Source organism: Candidatus Thioglobus sp. NP1 (assembly GCF_003326015.1).
Taxonomy (GTDB): Bacteria; Pseudomonadota; Gammaproteobacteria; order PS1; family Pseudothioglobaceae; genus Pseudothioglobus; species Pseudothioglobus singularis_A.
The window spans coordinates 355,576-371,193 of sequence record NZ_CP023860.1; the positions used below are offsets into that span (position 1 = coordinate 355,576).

A 15,618-nucleotide genomic window follows, 5' to 3' on the forward strand; every position below is an offset into this window, starting at 1 on the left:
TTAGCCAGATATTCTTGCAAGATACTTAGTAAACTGCCAAAGATTTTTTTCAATTGGATGGAGTGTGCCCTCTGGTAATATGCGAGAGCCGGTGCCTCGATTAAGACCCTGCACAAGAAGTTTATCTTCATTATTAGCGGTCTCCATATAGTTGGTCATTTGTTGCACCCACTCATCGTATTCTGCTTCGGGAATTTCTTTAAGTATTTCTGGTGGGACTGCCACACCCCATGTTGCTTTGAAGCGATTGATTCCCTCAGGCATCACAGAAATCCACCAAAGATAATCTGGCATGAGCGTAATTAAATGATTAGGAAAAATACAAAAATCAACCATTGTCCTTCTCCATGGCCCTTCTAGTTTGGTATTATTTGGATGAGCAGCGCCAGGACCACTTTCTGCTTCTTGAGGTGCATAATGATAGCAATAATGGTCATTATCTTCACCACATACATAGTCTTCAATAGCTTTTTTATGATTAGCAAATGTTTTATGGTGGGCAATGGGAACATGATAACTTTCAGTAAAGTTTTCAATTAAATTTTTCCAGTTCGCATCCCATGACATGCTCTCACGTATTAAGGTCTTATAACTAGCCATGTCATATTGGCCAACGATTTTTTTACGTAACTCTTCAAGTGAAGGAGCAACTTTTTTGCTAGGATCTTTTGCAAGCGTTATGTAAATAAACCCCTCCCAAACCTCAGTACTAAGAGTTTTCAAGCGATGACTTTCAATATCAAAATCATTTTTCATCTCCATAAAGGGCGCATGCTTTAAAGTACCATCTAGTGCATATGTCCAGGCATGGTTGGGGCAGGTAAAAGCAAATGCATTACCAGTTTGCTTTGATACAAGATAGGTAAATCGGTGGGCACAAACATTTACAAATCCCATAATCTCACTAGATTCTTGGCGAACAATTAGGATCGGCGTACCTGCTATATCATGAGTAAGATAATCTCCAGTATTGGGAATTTCATCGGTCCGACCTATACAAATCCATTCTTGATTAAAAATACGATCTTGTTCATGATTATAAAATTCGACAGAATGATTTACTGCTGCTGGAATGGGTGTTGCATCTTCAAATGATTTTTTAGCTGATTCATTAAGCATCTTTACTACGCTATCAAGCGATGCGTTAGAGTGATGATTCTGATAGATTTTAGTTTCCATATAAAAAAATGTGACTAAAAAAAACCCTATTTAATAGGGTTTTTTTTAAATAAAAACCGTCTTTTAACTATCCCAAACTGCAAAAGATTTGCCTTGATTATTAAATTCATAGCCAATAAAAGGCTCATCACTGATTATCTCGCCATCATGGCCTGGAGAAATAGAGTAGGCATCTCCGGCACTTACAATCATCTCTGTGCCGTCATCATGAGTGACACGCATAGTGCCTTGGATACATGTGCCTAGATGACCTGCTTGACAGCTCTCACCACCAACATGGGGCTTGATGCATTCAGACCACATCCATCCCGGTTGCAGGGTAATTCTGTTGGCTTTTACTGAGCCAAACTCTAGGGTTGCTACGCTAGTTTTATCAGGTGTTACTGAATCATCTGGATTATCAAAAGATTTTTTTACTAAATTAGCCATTATACTTCTCCTAAATGTTATAAAAAAATTTACTTATTTAGCCTTCACAGGTATTCTATATCAATTAATTAAATTCTACAAATATTAAAAACTATGAAAAATTTATTGTTCTTTTTTCTTTTTTCTATAACTATTATTACTTCAGTAGGGGCTAATAGTGCTGATGAGTGGCAAAATGTTGATTTCAATATTGATTCGTTAAATCAATTAAATCAGTGTAATAGCTGTAATTTAAGAGACTCAGATTTTAACGGCTTAAACTTCATTGGAGCTAGTCTCAGTGGAGCAAACTTTATAGAAGCAAACCTTAGTGGCACAAATTTCTTTGGATCAAACTTTGAAGGTTCAAGTTTATATGGCTCTAATCTGGAAGGTGCTAACTTAGAGAACACATCATTTTTTGCAGCAAATTTATTTGGTGTAAAGCTTAAAGAGGCGTGGATGATTGGGGCTGATTTGAGACAGGCAGACTTGGCAAAAGCTGACCTTACTAAAGCTAATCTTACTGACGCCAATCTTACAGGTGCAAACCTTATGGGCGCTATTCTCAATGGTGCAATTTTTTGCAATACTAAGACTCCATGGGGCATAGACAATTCTTCATGCGATTTAGATAAGTAGAATTTAGAGTTACTTTCTGACGTTTTAATTAAGTGTTCTAGAGTCTTCTAGATAAGGCATCTTTTCCTGCACTAATGAAATTTGTTTGGTATCTATTTCCCCAATAATAGTCTTTTCTCCTTTCTTGGCATTAATAATATCTAATCCATCAGGGCCAATAACCTTACTCTCACCCATAAAATTAATACCATTGAGATCTCCTGTAGAGTTGGCATACGCCACAAAAATACCATTCTCAAATGCTCTACTGCGGCATATGTATTTTGCAGCAGCTGGCCAATGAGAAGACTGTCCAGTTGGAGCAAGAATTAATTGCACGCCAGCCAAAGATAATTTCCTTATTAGTTCTGGAAACTCCAATTCGTAGCATATAACAATTGCCGTTTTGATGCCATTGATCCAGACGATAGAGTCCCCATCACCAGGTGTAAATATTTTGGATTCGCTGGCAGTTGGTGGCAACATTTTTTTTCTATGATTGGCTAGTGACTTCCCATTTTTATCAAAAAGCTGGGCAGCATTAAAGAGCTTGTTGCTATTTTTTTCAGGATAACCATAGAGGATTGCAGTTGCGTATGTTTTTGCAAGCAGACTAATTTTTTTTGCATAATCACCCTTACTTGACTCACAAAATTCCTTAATTTTATCTTCACTACCGTATCCTGAAAGAAAGAGCTCAGGGCATATCATTAAATCTAAGGCTCTATTTTTCTTTAAATGAGCATCAAGCCTTTTGATTCTTGCATGAGGGGTTTCATTACGCATTTTGTATTGAAATATACCAATATTTAGTTTCATTTTTTTTGACCAGAGTTACGAATTTTTTTTATCCATTTATAAGGCCGTATAGCAAACCAATATAGCCAAACTGGAATTCCTACTATATAGAATATATGCCAATAAACATTATAAAAATCAAACCAACTAATTATTATTTGATCATTGAGCTTTGAGTATGTAGTTGCAATAAAAAAAGCAAAAAGCATCCAAAGGACACTGCAATAAAGAGCAACCCTAGTTTTTAAAGAGAAATTTATCATTTGAAAATAAACTTTGCAGCCATTAATATAACTATAATTTAATTTGTAAATTTATAGGGACTTTTTGATGATAAAAACATTGCAAATAAGTGAAAAGGAGGCTTGGGATTTAGCCTTTAATGCTTTAATAAATAACCAAACTTCAGATGTAAATGCAAAAGAAGTTGCTGATGCTCTAATCAATGCTGAGTTTGATGGTCAAGCTGGGCACGGCTTATCACGAATTCCTTCTTACGTTGAGCAAGTCATTGCTGGTAAGGTTGCTGGCAGTGTATCTCCTTCAATCTTAAGTTCAAAGGGGAGTGTGATTCGTGTTGATGCAAATCATGGTTTTGCTTTCCCTGCAATTTCATTAGCCCTTAGTGAGATAACAAAAACTTGTAAAAGTTTTGGCATTGCAGCTGCCAGTATTTCTCGTTCTCATCATTTTGGTCAGGCGGGAAGGCACGTTGAAAGACTTGCAGAAGAAGGCCTAATTGGCTTGATGTTTGGTAATACGCCTAAAGCTATCCCACCTTGGGGAGGCACTCAAGCCTTATTTGGCACCAATCCAATTGCATTTGCATCGCCCAGAGATTCAGCAGTACCCTTAGTAATCGATATGAGCCTTAGCAAAGTGGCTCGTGGGAAAGTGATGGTGGCTAATCAACTTAATGAAAAAATCCCAGAGGACTGGGCAATAGATAAAGATGGTAAGCCGACAACGGATGCTAAAAAAGCTCTTGAAGGAGCAATGCTTCCAATTGGAGATGCTAAAGGGAGTGCTCTAGCACTGATGGTGGAGGTTCTTTCAGCAGGACTGACTGGTTCAAACTTTGGCTTTGAGGCAAGTTCTTTTCTTAACGCTGAGGGCGATGCCCCAGGTGTTGGTCAGCTAATTATTGCCATTGATCCTAGTTTTTTCTCTGGAGAAAGCTTTGGTGAGAGGACTGAAACTTTGGTCGGTGCAATTCTTGAGCAACCTGGTACAAGACTTCCAGGTGATAAGCGAATTGAAAAAAGGAAGGTCCGTGAGAAGTCAGAAATGATAACTATCTCCAAAGACTTATATGAAAAAATAGAATTATTAACTTAGAATTTTCAACAAATTATGGAAAAAAATAGTCCATTTTGAGATATATACATATAGTAAGTACCCCTATATAATACATCCTGTTTTAAATTATTTATTTATCGGGGATATATGATATGAAAATATCAAGTTCAAGTATAACAAAGACTTCGCTTAGTGCAGTTTTGACAATGTTGCTTGGTTTTTCTTTGAGCGTAAGTGCTGATGATTCTGAGCAAATTAAATCATCGCTGATGAGCAGAATGACTAGTTCTGCCAGTTCTTTTGTGTCAACTGGAATAGGTGCTCTTCTCAGTCCAACCTTTGATACGGTTGAGGTGAGTACAAACCTAAAAGAAGGTGACTCCTCAGTTGATATTGGGGTCCTTAAGGCTTATGGTGATAACCGTAATTCTTTCTTATTTAACCAATTCAACCTTAATCGATTTGATAATAGAACAACTGTTAATGTTGGTCTTGGTTACAGAAGACTTAATCAAGATGAGACATGGATGACAGGTGTTAATGCATTTTATGACCATGAATTTCCAAATGATCACAAACGTAACGGTATTGGCTTTGAGCTTATTAGCTCAGTCTTTGAGACAAGAGTGAACTCATATAACGGAACAACAGGTTACATCAAAGATAAGAGTGGCACGGACTCTAAAGCGCTTGATGGAAGGGACATGGGCTTTAAGGTAGCCCTTCCTTACCTACCTGGAATGATGTTTGGAATGAATGCAGTCCAGTGGAAAGGAGTTGATGGTATGAAAGATCAAAAAGACAGGAAGTACACCTTAGGCGGTCACCTCTCAGATAATCTTTCACTGAACTACATCCGCACTGATTATAAGGATGCTGCTAAGAAGGATACTGATACTATCTCTCTTAACTATACTTGGGCCTTTGGCCAAGAAAAACACGTAAGGCCAACACTATTTACTTTATCTGATAAGGCTTACGAGTTTAAGAAGCTCGGTGCTGAAAGGTATGATCTTGTTCAGCGTGAAAATCGAATTATTAAGAAAAAAACTGGTGTATTAACGGTGGCAGGATACTAATATGAAAACATTTAATTTAAATAAAATAATACTATTAATTAGCTTATTTTTAATATCAGCTGTTTTCTCAACAGCAGCTGAAGCAAGCTGTAGGTATACAGATGCTGGATTGCTCGACGTTGTATCAGGTAATACTGATGCGCCAGTTTATGAAACTTCTCGAAGTGCGCGAGGTGACCAGTGTTCAGATACGCCAGATGAATACGAGATAACGTTTTATAAGTTAGGACTTTGTACTGCTTCAACTGCTGCAAATGATTTGAGTTCATGTCAGTATATTGTTGATAATGCCGCTGGTGTAAAACATGTTATTGTTGCAGGAACTTCTGGTGCAATGGCCATTCCTGAGTTTGCAATTGACCCTGGGACATATCCATACATGGTTGTAGTTTTAAGTAATAAGCTTGGTATCAAGCACTCGTTTACAGCTAGCAATAGTGTTACTGGTGTAAGTTCTAGTGCTGGAACGACCTGTTGGACCTCTGTTGCAGGCCCTAGCTCCTATACAAACGAACAATTTACTTCGCCTCATGGTGCTACCACTGCTGATGGTGCGCAATTAATATCATGTGGAGCTCTGGCTGATTCAGCACCTGCTTTCTCTTATGAGGTTATCAATAAGTTAACAGGAGAAGAGTGCTCTGATAGTTGGGTGGCTAATGGAGATTATGCTAGTTTTGGAACTGTTGGTAATGGTTCAGCAGAAGTTTCTCTACTTAAATCAACAGATGTTTTTGCAACAGCTTGTACAGATGCTGCAAAAATTCTTTGGACTACAACGCTGACAACGCCTTATGTGGTGACAACAGAATCAACTTGGCAACTGAATATGAGAACAACTGATTCAGTATCAATTGATTTTGATGGTGATGAAAACAATAATAATATTATTAAAATGGGTGCTGACCCAGTTCAGTTGTATCTAACTGTTACTGATTAATCATTTAGTGGTTGTTCAAGATAAATTAAGATAGTCTTGATCGACCACCATCAACACCAATAATCTGTCCTGTAACCCACGAACTCTCTTCGCTCAGAAGGAATTTTGCAATCGAGGCAGAGTCTTTTCCCTCACCAACTCTCTTAAGCGGATGTGCTTTAGCAAGTGCCTCAGCAACAATTGGATTTTTGAGCATTGGCTGAGCAATCTTAGAATTTGTAAGGCTTGGTGCAATACAGTTAACTCTGATGTTAGGTGCAAATTCAGCAGCAAGTGTAACCGTTAACCCTTCAATTGCTGCCTTGGCAGTAGCAATAATAGTGTGGTTGGTAAAACCTTTCTGGGCGGCAACTGATGAGAATAAGACAATTGATCCACTGTTCTTTTTAAGGTCTTCTTGAAAACCCTTAATTACTTCAATAGCAGAGTATAGATTCAATTTCATGCAAGCGTGCATGTCACCTTCAGAGACTCTTTTAATTGGTTTTAGGTCTATTGAGCCAACACAGTAAGCAACACCCTTAATATTAAAGTCAGTGGTATCCACTTTAATTTTTTCAATAAAGTTTTCCTCTAAGACATCTGCAATAGAGTAGCTGCAATCTAGCTCATTTGCAATCACTTTGACTTCGTCTTCATTTCTGGCAACGAGATGAACCCCATGGTTTGATTCATGAAGCTGCTTTGCAAGACTAGACCCAATTGCACCTGTGGCACCAAAAACTAAATATTTATCTGACATATGATTTTTTAAATTGATGAAAAATTGAATTAACTATTTTACAACTAATAAATATTAAAGATATTATTTAGTTATCTAATTTGTTTATACTTTATTTATTATTTAAATAAATTTATTAATTACCTGATGAAAAAATTACTAACGATTGCACTCCTATCGATTGGACTATTGTCTCCAGTTCAGGCTGATTCAGAAGTTGCTGATAGAGCCATTAGATGTTCAGCTTTAATATATATTGAACTTACTAGGCCTGAGATGGCAGGGCTTACTGCTGGTGAGGCTCTAATGAATAGAATCTATGCGTACCACTTAATTGATGGTACTGACATGGAAATCACTAATGGTCAAATTACGGCGGCACAAACAGAAGCGATAACGACCTTAACGCAAGAATATATTCAAGGTGTCAATCTTGCAGAAGAATACCGACATTGTATTTTCTGGATGACGGATATTGCAAAATATATAAATATAAGTGAATACGTTTCTGAAGACAATAAAAATAAAGAAGTACAGGCTGAAGAGATGGCATTGTTTTTATCAGCGCCAAAGGAATCCTCTGTTACAATCTTTAAAAATCCTATAAAAACTTGGGAGCAGCAAGTTGATTTAGGTTTTGCTGCATGGGCATCACAGGAATTAAAGGTGCCCTATAAAGAGGCAATTCTAGTTAAGGTTAGCGAAAAGTTTGAGTAGTAAAGGGATTTAAATTATGGATAAGAAAACCAGAGACAATGCAGCGATGATGAATGGCCTCTATTGGTGGGGCGTGCCAACGCTTTTTCGTTGTCCTCATAATCCTGAGACTGAGGGCTGCGATATTGCTCTTGTTGGTGTCCCTCATAGTACTGGAAATGGAACCACGCAGCGTGACCAACATCTCGGTCCAAGGGCTGTTCGAAATATTTCAGCGCAGGGTCGACGTGGCCACCTTAAGTTTGGTATTTCGCCTTGGGAGATGTGTGAGATCAGAGATTTTGGGGACGTTCCTTTGCCTGAAGCTAATAATAACGAGCAGTGTATCGAGCGCATAACTGATTTTTATGAAATTATTGCTGAGTCTGGTGTTCGACCAATTTCAATTGGTGGTGACCACTCCATTACCGGTGGAATTTTGCAAGCGATAGCAGGTCCTAAGTCAAAACTAACCGGTGGTGAAAAAGCAGTGCTTGTTCACTTTGATGCGCATACCGATGCCTTCCATCAACTTGATCATTTCCTGGGTGCTGTAAAGTCTGCCGCTCACTGGGCAAGCTATCTTGTTAGGGACGGTTTTGTTGATGCATCAAAAAGTATTCAGGTTGGAATTAGGGGTAATACGAGAACCCTAGACTGGCTTAATTCAAGCTATGAGCTAGGCTATGAGATTATTACCAAAGATCAGTATGACGAGTACGGTGTTGAAAAATGTATTGAGATGATTCAGGAGCGAGTTGGCGACTCCCCAATCTATGTGACCTTTGATTTGGATTGTCTAGATGTTACTGTGGCACCTGGAGTGTCAAATCTTGAGCCAGCAATTGAGGGCTTTAAAATGCCAGATGTGCTGCAAATGTTACAAGGCCTTCGGGGTAAGAATGTAATTGGTGGTGATGTGGTTTGCCTCATGCCAACGGTTGACGCGCCTAACCAAATAACCGCTCATGTTGCCAATGCTATTATGTTTGAAATGGTCTGTCTAATTGCAGATAATATAGGCACCAAGCCTTAAACTATTAGATTTTAGTTCTTGTAATTTTTGAGGTGAATGTCGAGAGCTTTGGTAGAGATCAGTGTCTCGAGCAATGCAAAAAATAAAGATGCTGAAAGCATTAATAGTCCAAAACCAAAAACATAATTTGCAAGTGTGTCATAATTTACGTAGATACAAATAATCGTCAGTAAGTTAAAAATAAAACTGACAATTCCAAAGACTTGCATCCGTTTAATATAGTTAACGCGCTTTTGAAGAATATTAAGCTGTTCCTCTGTGTGCTTAGTCTTGGATTCTTCACTACCCTCAGTTGTCATAGCTCTAATAAGGACACTTAGAGAGTGAAGACGATTTGTATAGGCAACAAATAGTAAAGAGATTGCAGGGAAAAGTAGAGCGGGTGTGGTCATATCCATAGTGCTCTATTTTAATTAGAAATTTATCTCTGTTTTAAGGCTTTGCGGATTTTATAACACTTATTAGCTGATCAATGTCCTGTTCATCATTGAAAATATGAGGGGACATTCGAATACCATGACTCCTTAAGTCAACACTTATATTATTTTCCTTAAGATGGCCAAGCATTGTTTGTTGATTTTTACCAAAATCTAATATCATAGTGCCACCTCTAATTGCCTCATCTCTTGGGGAAACAAATTCAACATCCAGTTCATTCGCAGTCATTGAAATTAAAGCTTGGTTATGCTTTCTGATATTTTTAATACCAATCTTTGTAAAATAATTAATACTATTTGTGGCAATAATGAATGGTGCAACTACTGGGGTGCCTCCCCAGAACTTAAGAGCAGTATCATGGTAACGAAAATTATGTATATCAAATTCAAAGGGATTTTCATGGCTAAACCAGCCAACATCTTTTGGATTACACGACGACAAGCGCTTTGAATTGACCCATAAATAAGCAGCTCCTGGGCCACCGCATAACCATTTAACACTTGAGCCAAGCATAAAGTCTGGTTTTAAAGCTTTTAAATCTATTGGCACAATTCCTGCCGATTGAGCAATATCAAGAATTGAAATAATATCTCTCGACCTTGCCATTGCAAGAATATCTTTGATTGGCGACAGTTGACCAGTATTAGAGTAGGCATGACTGACAAATACTAAATCTATGTCAGGGGTCATATATTGATTCCATATATTTGAATCAGTTATGTCTTGATTGGCAGGTATATATCTAATTTCACAATCATCAGGCAATGATTTCTTTAAAGCAAAACCCATTCCAGGAAAATCAATTTCACTAACTAAGACAATACTTTTCTTCTTTTGAATTTGCACCAAAGACATTAGGATTTTAGTGAGTCCACTGGATAAGTTAACTTGAGGACAGAATTCAGCTTGTTTACCATTAAAGATTTTAGCTAAAGAGGATGTAAAATCATTAATGGTTTTAAGCCACTGGTCCCATGGCTCACCATTAGAATTTTTCCAAGGCTCATAAAATCTTTCAGTAAAATCATTTTCAGAAGTCTTCAAGGGCCTGCCTACGGAATGATTGAGCAGATAATTTGAAGGTGTTAGGATAAAGTCATCCTTAAAGTTATTTTTCTGTAATTTAGTAGTCTTCTTCAAGCGTTTTTTTAGAAGCTTAATATCATTAAAGCGCGTTCTTATATCATCACGATTTGCTGCAGCTCTTCGATCCCTAAGTTTTTCAAGCGAATCAAGTAACACACTTAGAGGAGGTCCACTCGCTGTAATATTATCAAGTTGAGACTCTTTTAGGTCTGTTGATGGCTTTGCAATATATTTTTCAACCAATTGATTATGATGCTGGGTTGCTGCCTCACCATGAAGCTGACAAATTTCAAGAAATAAGGTGAGATTTTCTTTATACCAGCTCTTAGTAGATATTGAAGAATCTAAAAATTCATCCATAATGCTTGTTCTTCTCATGCAATCTCTTAAGATGCTTTGATCTTCTGGGACCATATATAGAAATTTATCAACAAGCATTTGAGAATAAGCTGGCTCATTGGCAAAGCATAGACCAAGTAAGATATCAATTACATTTATGCCAGCAAAGTCTCCGGCATTTGCACCACGGTAGACCTGAAATCCAACATGATATGGCTTGTAGTAAGGACGAACGCAGTAAAAAAAATCATTAACATCAAGCTCATTAAATAGTGCAGCATTGGATTCAATAACTTCTTCTAGAGCATCTTTAACAACAACTAATAATTCTGGACACATTGGATGTGAAATTCCAAGTGGATGCATTTTAAGAAGCGCATCAGCAGCCCTTTTATAGGCCAGAATTGCTTTAGTATTGTAATCAAGAAAAAGTTTTTCAGCAGGTAGACTGGTGAAACTCTTGTAGACACCATCAACTGCCTTATTGTGAGTTGAAAGATGAGCGGTAGCAAAACGAGGGGTAACACCAATTGATGCACCAATATTCATAGCAAGACCAGACGCCTCTTTTAATGGAGAAGTCGACTGTTTTGAGGGGTCGGTTATTTCATGTCTTCTGCAAGCTGCCATGTAAAGACCTACATTACCTAATAAATCAAATGCATTATCAAACCCTTCATCGGTATTACCTTCAGATAAGAGTGTTTTAATTATTTCCCTACCTTCATTCTCCAGTGCAATTTTTAGATCATTACCAATAGATTCAACATTAGTCCTCTCTGTTTGATTGGAGTAAAGAACTTCAAGTTCAGTATTTAATTCTACAAAACGATTTCTGATCCAATGATCAAAGGTACGGGAGTTAGGAGTCAACTGTCTATTTAAGTAATATAAAAAAAGCAATAATATCAGTATTTATCCAGTTTAAATCAACAAAATTACCACTTATTATTAGAAAAATTAGTGAATATAACTAAAAAAAGGTATATTATTATATAAAAATACCACAATTTTACATTTTAATAATGAATATTAATATTGACAGTAAGGATTTAAAAATATTATCAATACTACAAAGTAAGGGGAGGATAGCTATTTCTGAGTTAGCAACTCGATTAAATATGTCAGATACACCCTGCTTAAGAAGAGTTAAAAAACTTGAAAAAGCTGGAGTTATCTCAGGATATTCTGCGCAAATAAACCCTGAAGCACTTGGACTAAATGCAATGGTTTATGTTTTTATAAGGCTAACTGAAAATTCAAATACGAGTGCAGATCAATTTGAAAATGCCATGAAAAAATTACCTCAAGTATTGGAGTGCTCTGTTATTACAGGTTCTCATGATTATCTTCTAAAAATTATTGCTAATAACTTACTTGATTATGAAAGTTTCGTTAAAAAATCTCTTGGTAGTTTGACTTGTATTGCCAGTATTGAGTCCACGGTTGTTTTAAAACAAAACTTTTCTAGAGCAGAGTTACCAATGGAAGCTCAGGGGTAGTCAATATATTAACTTTGTGCTGGAATTAAGCCGCAGCTATTATTAGCAGGGACAGCAACTTTAATTTTTTTCGGCATATCAAGTTTTAAATTATTTACATTTTTAATAAATGTTTGTTCGTCAAATTCTTCCCTTATCATTGAGTTAAATTTCTTCTCTTCACCAATGGTGCTTGCTGATAGACCATTGTAATCATGAGCAGGATATACTTCAGTTGAGTCTGGTAATGCAAACAGCTTGTGAATTGATTTATAAAGTGCTGTCGCTGAACCACCTTGAAAATCACAGCGCCCAGTAGTTCTAATGAATAAAGCATCACCAGTAAAAACTTTATTTTCAATATGATAAGACATACAACCTGAGGTATGACCAGGCGTTTCTATTGTATTAATTTCATAATCACCTAGAGTAAGTATATGGCCTTCACTCGCCATAATATCTGAGCAATCTTGTGCATCAGTATTCTCTATGCTCATGACAATTTTTGCTTCTGGAAAATAGTTTTTAAGGCTTAACGCACTTGTTATATGATCGGCATGAATGTGAGTCTCAATAATAAATTTTAAATCGAGATTTAATTCTTTAAGTAAAGTCGTATCTCGCTCAATCATAATATCGACAGCATCAATTATTGCAGCCTCTCTTGAATTACTATCAGCTAAAAGGTAAGTATATGTGCAACTTTCTTTTTCAAATAGTTGTTTGAAGATTAAACTCATCTTATCAGTCCCAATATATTAGAAATAGATTGTTAAATAAATATTAACATTCAACCCATAAATTCAAGGTACATTTTTTCGGTGTGAATATAGTAATCATACAACTTTAGATCTGATGCTGCAAGACTATCTAAAACAATAACAACATTTTGGTGGTTTTGAAGAACACTACCAGGACAGAAAGATGATATCGGCCCCTCAATTAAATCTGCAACTGACTTACTTTTATGTTTACCCAGACCAATTAGAAGGATACTTTCAGCATCCATAATTGTTCCAATACCCATAGTCACTGCAATGGACGGTTGCAGCTCATTATCATTAAAGAATCGAGCATTATTTTTAATTGTATTTTCAGTAAGTGTCTTTACTCTGGTCCTTGAACGAAGGCTAGAAGTAGGTTCATTAAATCCAATATGACCATTGGCCCCTATGCCTAATACTTGAAGGTCTATCCCACCAGTTGATTTAATCTTTGACTCATAATTTGCACAACATAACTCATAATCCTCATTAAAACATTCAGGAATGTATGTATTTTTCTTATCAATATCAATGTGATTAAATAACTTATGGTTCATATAATGACGATAGCTTTGACTATGCCCAGGTTTTAAACCAATATATTCATCTAAATTAAAAGTAGTAACTTTTTTAAAGCTTAAGCCATTAGACGCATGCTTTTTAATTAACTCCTCGTATGTTAAAAGAACAGAGCTACCAGTTGCTAGACCAAGAACTAAATTTTCTTTTTGAGCAATAAAGTTTTCAATAAATTCTGCAGCGAAACTACTCGCCTCTTTTTCATTTGGAAGAATAACGACTCTCATGACGCTTCTTGTTTTAGATGTTTGCCAGCAACCCAAACATTTTTGACATTAAAGTCACTATCAAAGTGAGCAAGGTCAGCTCGATAATTTGCTTTTAATGAACCTAGATAATCACTTACTCCAAGGTATTCTGCAGGGTAGCTCGTTGCCATTGCAATCGCATCACAAAGTGGAATATTACAAGTAGAATAGGCATTCTTAATGGCATCAATTTGAGTTATTGAGGATCCAGCTAACTTTCCTTCAGAGTTGATAAGTCGACCATTTGATTCACTAACGACCTCATCATATAACTCAAAAGAAGGTTCACCATGATTAATTGTTGCCATAGAGTCTGAAACAAAAAAAAGTTTGCCTTTGGGTTTTTGCTTATAGGACATCTCGATCAATGATGGATGGACGTGGTGCAGGTCAACAATAATACTTGCCGAAGTATTATTAAAATTTAATGCTGAGCCAACCACGCCTGGCTCACGTGCTGAAATTTGTCCCATCGCATTAAAAAGATGCGTGAAGCCATCAAGGCCATATTTAATTGCCTCCTCTAGCTGGTCATAACTAGCGTCAGTGTGTCCTGCTAGAATTTTAAAACCAAGTGATTTAAGATGTTTTAACTGCTTGATAGAAATACATTCTGGAGCTAAAGTTAGCATCACTGGGAAGCCTTGAAGGCTTTCAAACAAGTTTAAGTAATCATTGTTTATCGTATTGATATATTGCTTTTGATGCACACCTCGATACTTAACATTAAAGAAGGGGCCTTCAATATGAACGCCTAGAAGGGATTTGTTATTATTGATTTCATTAGATATTGTTGAAGTACATCTTTGAAGAACATTCAAGGAATCACTGATAACAGTTGGCATTATGCTTGTCGTACCAAAGTGTTGATGAGATTTTATTATTTCATCCAAACTCTCTTTATCAGGTGAGTTGTTAAATAATTTTCCACCCCCACCATTTACTTGAAGATCAATAAAGCCAGGAGAGAGAATGCCACCGTTTAATTGTTTAATTTTAATATTATCTGGAATATCATTTTTAGCAACAATACCAATAATATTTTCACCATCAATTAAGAGAGCCTTGTTATCAAGCAATTTGTGATCTGAAAATATTTTGGCACCAGTGATTGCTTGTTTCATCCTAATTCCACCACATAGTCATAGCGATCACCACGATAATAAGACTGAGTATATTCAACGACTCTGCCATTAGAGTCTTTACCCCTTCTTTCAACAAATAATACTGCGCTGCCTGGTTTTACTTCAAGTTTATCAGCCAAGTTATCATCTGCAGTGATGGCATGAATATTTTGTTTTGCAATTACTGGGTTCATATTCTTAGATTCAAGAAGCTCATAAAGTGAATCATCAATCGCTGATGTAATAGATATTATGGCTGCAGGGATTACAGCAATTTCATAAAGTAGTGGCTCATTTACCAAATACCTTACTCTATTAAGACGGTGCACATAATCATCCTCACCTAAATTTAAAATTAATGCCTCTTTAGAGCTAGCTTTACCTTCCTCGCGCAATATAGTTCTAGAATAAGATTCTAGTCCCCTCTTTTTCATGTCAGCAGTAAAGCTATTGAGCGATGAAAGGCTTTTGTGAAGAACTAGATCAACACTTTCAGCAACAATAGTGCCAGCACCTTGACGTTTTGTTAATAGTCCTATTTCAACTAGTTGATCAATGGCCTTACGAACAGTAATTCTAGACATATTTAGCCTGGATGCTAACTCCCTTTCTGGCATTAAAGCATCACCTGGAGTTAAAAGACCTTGTTGAATTGCTCTATTAAGTGACTTAGATAATTGTTTATAAAGCGAGTCTGGGCGATCATTAGACGGCATTAAAAAATTAATTAGATTGTTAGTATCATCCATTAAGTTGAATAAATAATAAAATATTGGTATTAA

Annotated in this window: 17 protein-coding genes and 1 pseudogene; 7 read left to right on the plus strand and 11 right to left on the minus strand. The window is 36.6% G+C overall.

All coding sequences use genetic code 11. The features are described from left to right. Positions 1-1,179: an SRPBCC family protein gene (locus CRN91_RS01875; protein WP_114114762.1), complete on the minus strand. Its 1,179-nt coding sequence runs from the start codon at positions 1,177-1,179 to the stop codon at positions 1-3. Between the two features lie 63 nt (positions 1,180-1,242). Further along, complete coding sequence (locus CRN91_RS01880) at positions 1,243-1,608, minus strand: cupin domain-containing protein (RefSeq protein ID WP_114114763.1); 366 nt, start codon at positions 1,606-1,608, stop codon at positions 1,243-1,245. Positions 1,609-1,701: 93 nt separating this feature from the next. Between CRN91_RS01880 and CRN91_RS01885 the strand changes: the two genes are divergently transcribed. Further along, positions 1,702-2,229, plus strand: coding sequence for a pentapeptide repeat-containing protein (locus CRN91_RS01885; RefSeq protein ID WP_114114764.1), 528 nt, complete (start codon positions 1,702-1,704; stop codon positions 2,227-2,229). A gap of 24 nt (positions 2,230-2,253) precedes the next feature. Here CRN91_RS01885 and CRN91_RS01890 read toward each other — a convergent pair whose 3' ends face one another. Continuing rightward, entirely contained in the window at positions 2,254-2,994 is a 741-nt protein-coding gene (locus tag CRN91_RS01890; RefSeq protein WP_254424957.1) for a carbon-nitrogen hydrolase family protein, read from the minus strand. 342 nt (positions 2,995-3,336) lie between these two features. Between CRN91_RS01890 and CRN91_RS01900 the strand changes: the two genes are divergently transcribed. The 3 genes from CRN91_RS01900 (at position 3,337) to CRN91_RS01910 (ending at position 6,324) form a co-directional block, all read left to right on the plus strand. Then, positions 3,337-4,344 carry an Ldh family oxidoreductase gene (locus tag CRN91_RS01900; RefSeq protein ID WP_114114767.1) on the plus strand — a complete coding sequence of 336 codons (1,008 nt, stop codon included), beginning with the start codon at positions 3,337-3,339 and terminating at the stop codon, positions 4,342-4,344. Between the two features lie 113 nt (positions 4,345-4,457). Then, positions 4,458-5,384 (plus strand): inverse autotransporter beta domain-containing protein, encoded by a 927-nt coding sequence (locus tag CRN91_RS01905; RefSeq protein ID WP_114114768.1) that lies wholly within the window; start codon positions 4,458-4,460, stop codon positions 5,382-5,384. A gap of 1 nt (position 5,385) precedes the next feature. Then, positions 5,386-6,324 carry a hypothetical protein gene (locus tag CRN91_RS01910; RefSeq protein ID WP_114114769.1) on the plus strand — a complete coding sequence of 313 codons (939 nt, stop codon included), beginning with the start codon at positions 5,386-5,388 and terminating at the stop codon, positions 6,322-6,324. 25 nt (positions 6,325-6,349) lie between these two features. Here CRN91_RS01910 and CRN91_RS01915 read toward each other — a convergent pair whose 3' ends face one another. After that, positions 6,350-7,066: an SDR family NAD(P)-dependent oxidoreductase gene (locus tag CRN91_RS01915; protein ID WP_114114770.1), complete on the minus strand. Its 717-nt coding sequence runs from the start codon at positions 7,064-7,066 to the stop codon at positions 6,350-6,352. 126 nt (positions 7,067-7,192) lie between these two features. Here CRN91_RS01915 and CRN91_RS01920 point away from each other — a divergent pair, with 126 nt between their 5' ends. Continuing rightward, complete coding sequence (locus tag CRN91_RS01920; protein ID WP_114114771.1) at positions 7,193-7,762, plus strand: hypothetical protein; 570 nt, start codon at positions 7,193-7,195, stop codon at positions 7,760-7,762. A 16-nt stretch (positions 7,763-7,778) separates the two neighbouring features. After that, the gene (locus CRN91_RS01925) at positions 7,779-8,777 is read left to right on the plus strand and encodes an arginase family protein (RefSeq protein ID WP_114114772.1); all 999 of its coding nucleotides are present in this window, start codon (positions 7,779-7,781) and stop codon (positions 8,775-8,777) included. 11 nt (positions 8,778-8,788) lie between these two features. Here CRN91_RS01925 and CRN91_RS01930 read toward each other — a convergent pair whose 3' ends face one another. The 3 genes and pseudogenes from CRN91_RS01930 to CRN91_RS08735 form a co-directional block, all read right to left on the minus strand. Continuing rightward, positions 8,789-9,175, minus strand: a complete 387-nt coding sequence (locus CRN91_RS01930) for a DUF2721 domain-containing protein (protein ID WP_114114773.1) — start codon at positions 9,173-9,175, stop codon at positions 8,789-8,791. Positions 9,176-9,209: 34 nt separating this feature from the next. Continuing rightward, positions 9,210-10,070 carry an aminotransferase class V-fold PLP-dependent enzyme gene (locus CRN91_RS08730; protein ID WP_371412779.1) on the minus strand — a complete coding sequence of 287 codons (861 nt, stop codon included), beginning with the start codon at positions 10,068-10,070 and terminating at the stop codon, positions 9,210-9,212. 279 nt (positions 10,071-10,349) lie between these two features. Then, positions 10,350-11,513: pseudogene (locus CRN91_RS08735) on the minus strand (monodechloroaminopyrrolnitrin synthase PrnB family protein); the annotation flags it as partial. Positions 11,514-11,665: 152 nt separating this feature from the next. On the opposite strand from CRN91_RS08735, the gene CRN91_RS01940 reads away from it, so the two are divergent. Then, positions 11,666-12,142, plus strand: coding sequence for an Lrp/AsnC family transcriptional regulator (locus CRN91_RS01940; protein WP_174688434.1), 477 nt, complete (start codon positions 11,666-11,668; stop codon positions 12,140-12,142). Positions 12,143-12,150: 8 nt separating this feature from the next. On the opposite strand, the gene CRN91_RS01945 is transcribed toward CRN91_RS01940, so the two are convergent. From CRN91_RS01945 to CRN91_RS01960, 4 genes are read right to left on the minus strand one after another with little or no spacing between them, the layout of a single operon-like run. Beyond that, positions 12,151-12,861 (minus strand): MBL fold metallo-hydrolase, encoded by a 711-nt coding sequence (locus tag CRN91_RS01945; RefSeq protein ID WP_114114775.1) that lies wholly within the window; start codon positions 12,859-12,861, stop codon positions 12,151-12,153. A gap of 50 nt (positions 12,862-12,911) precedes the next feature. Next, positions 12,912-13,691: a glucosamine-6-phosphate deaminase gene (gene nagB / locus CRN91_RS01950; RefSeq protein WP_114114776.1), complete on the minus strand. Its 780-nt coding sequence runs from the start codon at positions 13,689-13,691 to the stop codon at positions 12,912-12,914. Then, positions 13,688-14,836 (minus strand): N-acetylglucosamine-6-phosphate deacetylase, encoded by a 1,149-nt coding sequence (nagA, locus tag CRN91_RS01955; protein WP_114114777.1) that lies wholly within the window; start codon positions 14,834-14,836, stop codon positions 13,688-13,690. Before nagA ends, nagB begins: the two co-directional genes overlap by 4 nt. Next, on the minus strand, positions 14,833-15,585 hold the full coding sequence (locus tag CRN91_RS01960; protein ID WP_114114778.1) for a GntR family transcriptional regulator: 753 nt from the start codon (positions 15,583-15,585) through the stop codon (positions 14,833-14,835). Before CRN91_RS01960 ends, nagA begins: the two co-directional genes overlap by 4 nt. Positions 15,586-15,618: the final 33 nt, after the last annotated feature.

Coding starts and splice junctions, on each gene's coding strand:
- CRN91_RS01875 (WP_114114762.1), bottom strand. CDS start 1,179: ATGGAAACTAAAATCTATCAGAATCATCACTCTAACGCATCGCTTGAT.
- CRN91_RS01880 (WP_114114763.1), bottom strand. CDS start 1,608: ATGGCTAATTTAGTAAAAAAATCTTTTGATAATCCAGATGATTCAGTA.
- CRN91_RS01885 (WP_114114764.1), top strand. CDS start 1,702: ATGAAAAATTTATTGTTCTTTTTTCTTTTTTCTATAACTATTATTACT.
- CRN91_RS01890 (WP_254424957.1), bottom strand. CDS start 2,994: ATGCGTAATGAAACCCCTCATGCAAGAATCAAAAGGCTTGATGCTCAT.
- CRN91_RS01900 (WP_114114767.1), top strand. CDS start 3,337: ATGATAAAAACATTGCAAATAAGTGAAAAGGAGGCTTGGGATTTAGCC.
- CRN91_RS01905 (WP_114114768.1), top strand. CDS start 4,458: ATGAAAATATCAAGTTCAAGTATAACAAAGACTTCGCTTAGTGCAGTT.
- CRN91_RS01910 (WP_114114769.1), top strand. CDS start 5,386: ATGAAAACATTTAATTTAAATAAAATAATACTATTAATTAGCTTATTT.
- CRN91_RS01915 (WP_114114770.1), bottom strand. CDS start 7,066: ATGTCAGATAAATATTTAGTTTTTGGTGCCACAGGTGCAATTGGGTCT.
- CRN91_RS01920 (WP_114114771.1), top strand. CDS start 7,193: ATGAAAAAATTACTAACGATTGCACTCCTATCGATTGGACTATTGTCT.
- CRN91_RS01925 (WP_114114772.1), top strand. CDS start 7,779: ATGGATAAGAAAACCAGAGACAATGCAGCGATGATGAATGGCCTCTAT.
- CRN91_RS01930 (WP_114114773.1), bottom strand. CDS start 9,175: ATGGATATGACCACACCCGCTCTACTTTTCCCTGCAATCTCTTTACTA.
- CRN91_RS08730 (WP_371412779.1), bottom strand. CDS start 10,070: ATGTCTTTGGTGCAAATTCAAAAGAAGAAAAGTATTGTCTTAGTTAGT.
- CRN91_RS01940 (WP_174688434.1), top strand. CDS start 11,666: ATGAATATTAATATTGACAGTAAGGATTTAAAAATATTATCAATACTA.
- CRN91_RS01945 (WP_114114775.1), bottom strand. CDS start 12,861: ATGAGTTTAATCTTCAAACAACTATTTGAAAAAGAAAGTTGCACATAT.
- nagB (WP_114114776.1), bottom strand. CDS start 13,691: ATGAGAGTCGTTATTCTTCCAAATGAAAAAGAGGCGAGTAGTTTCGCT.
- nagA (WP_114114777.1), bottom strand. CDS start 14,836: ATGAAACAAGCAATCACTGGTGCCAAAATATTTTCAGATCACAAATTG.
- CRN91_RS01960 (WP_114114778.1), bottom strand. CDS start 15,585: ATGGATGATACTAACAATCTAATTAATTTTTTAATGCCGTCTAATGAT.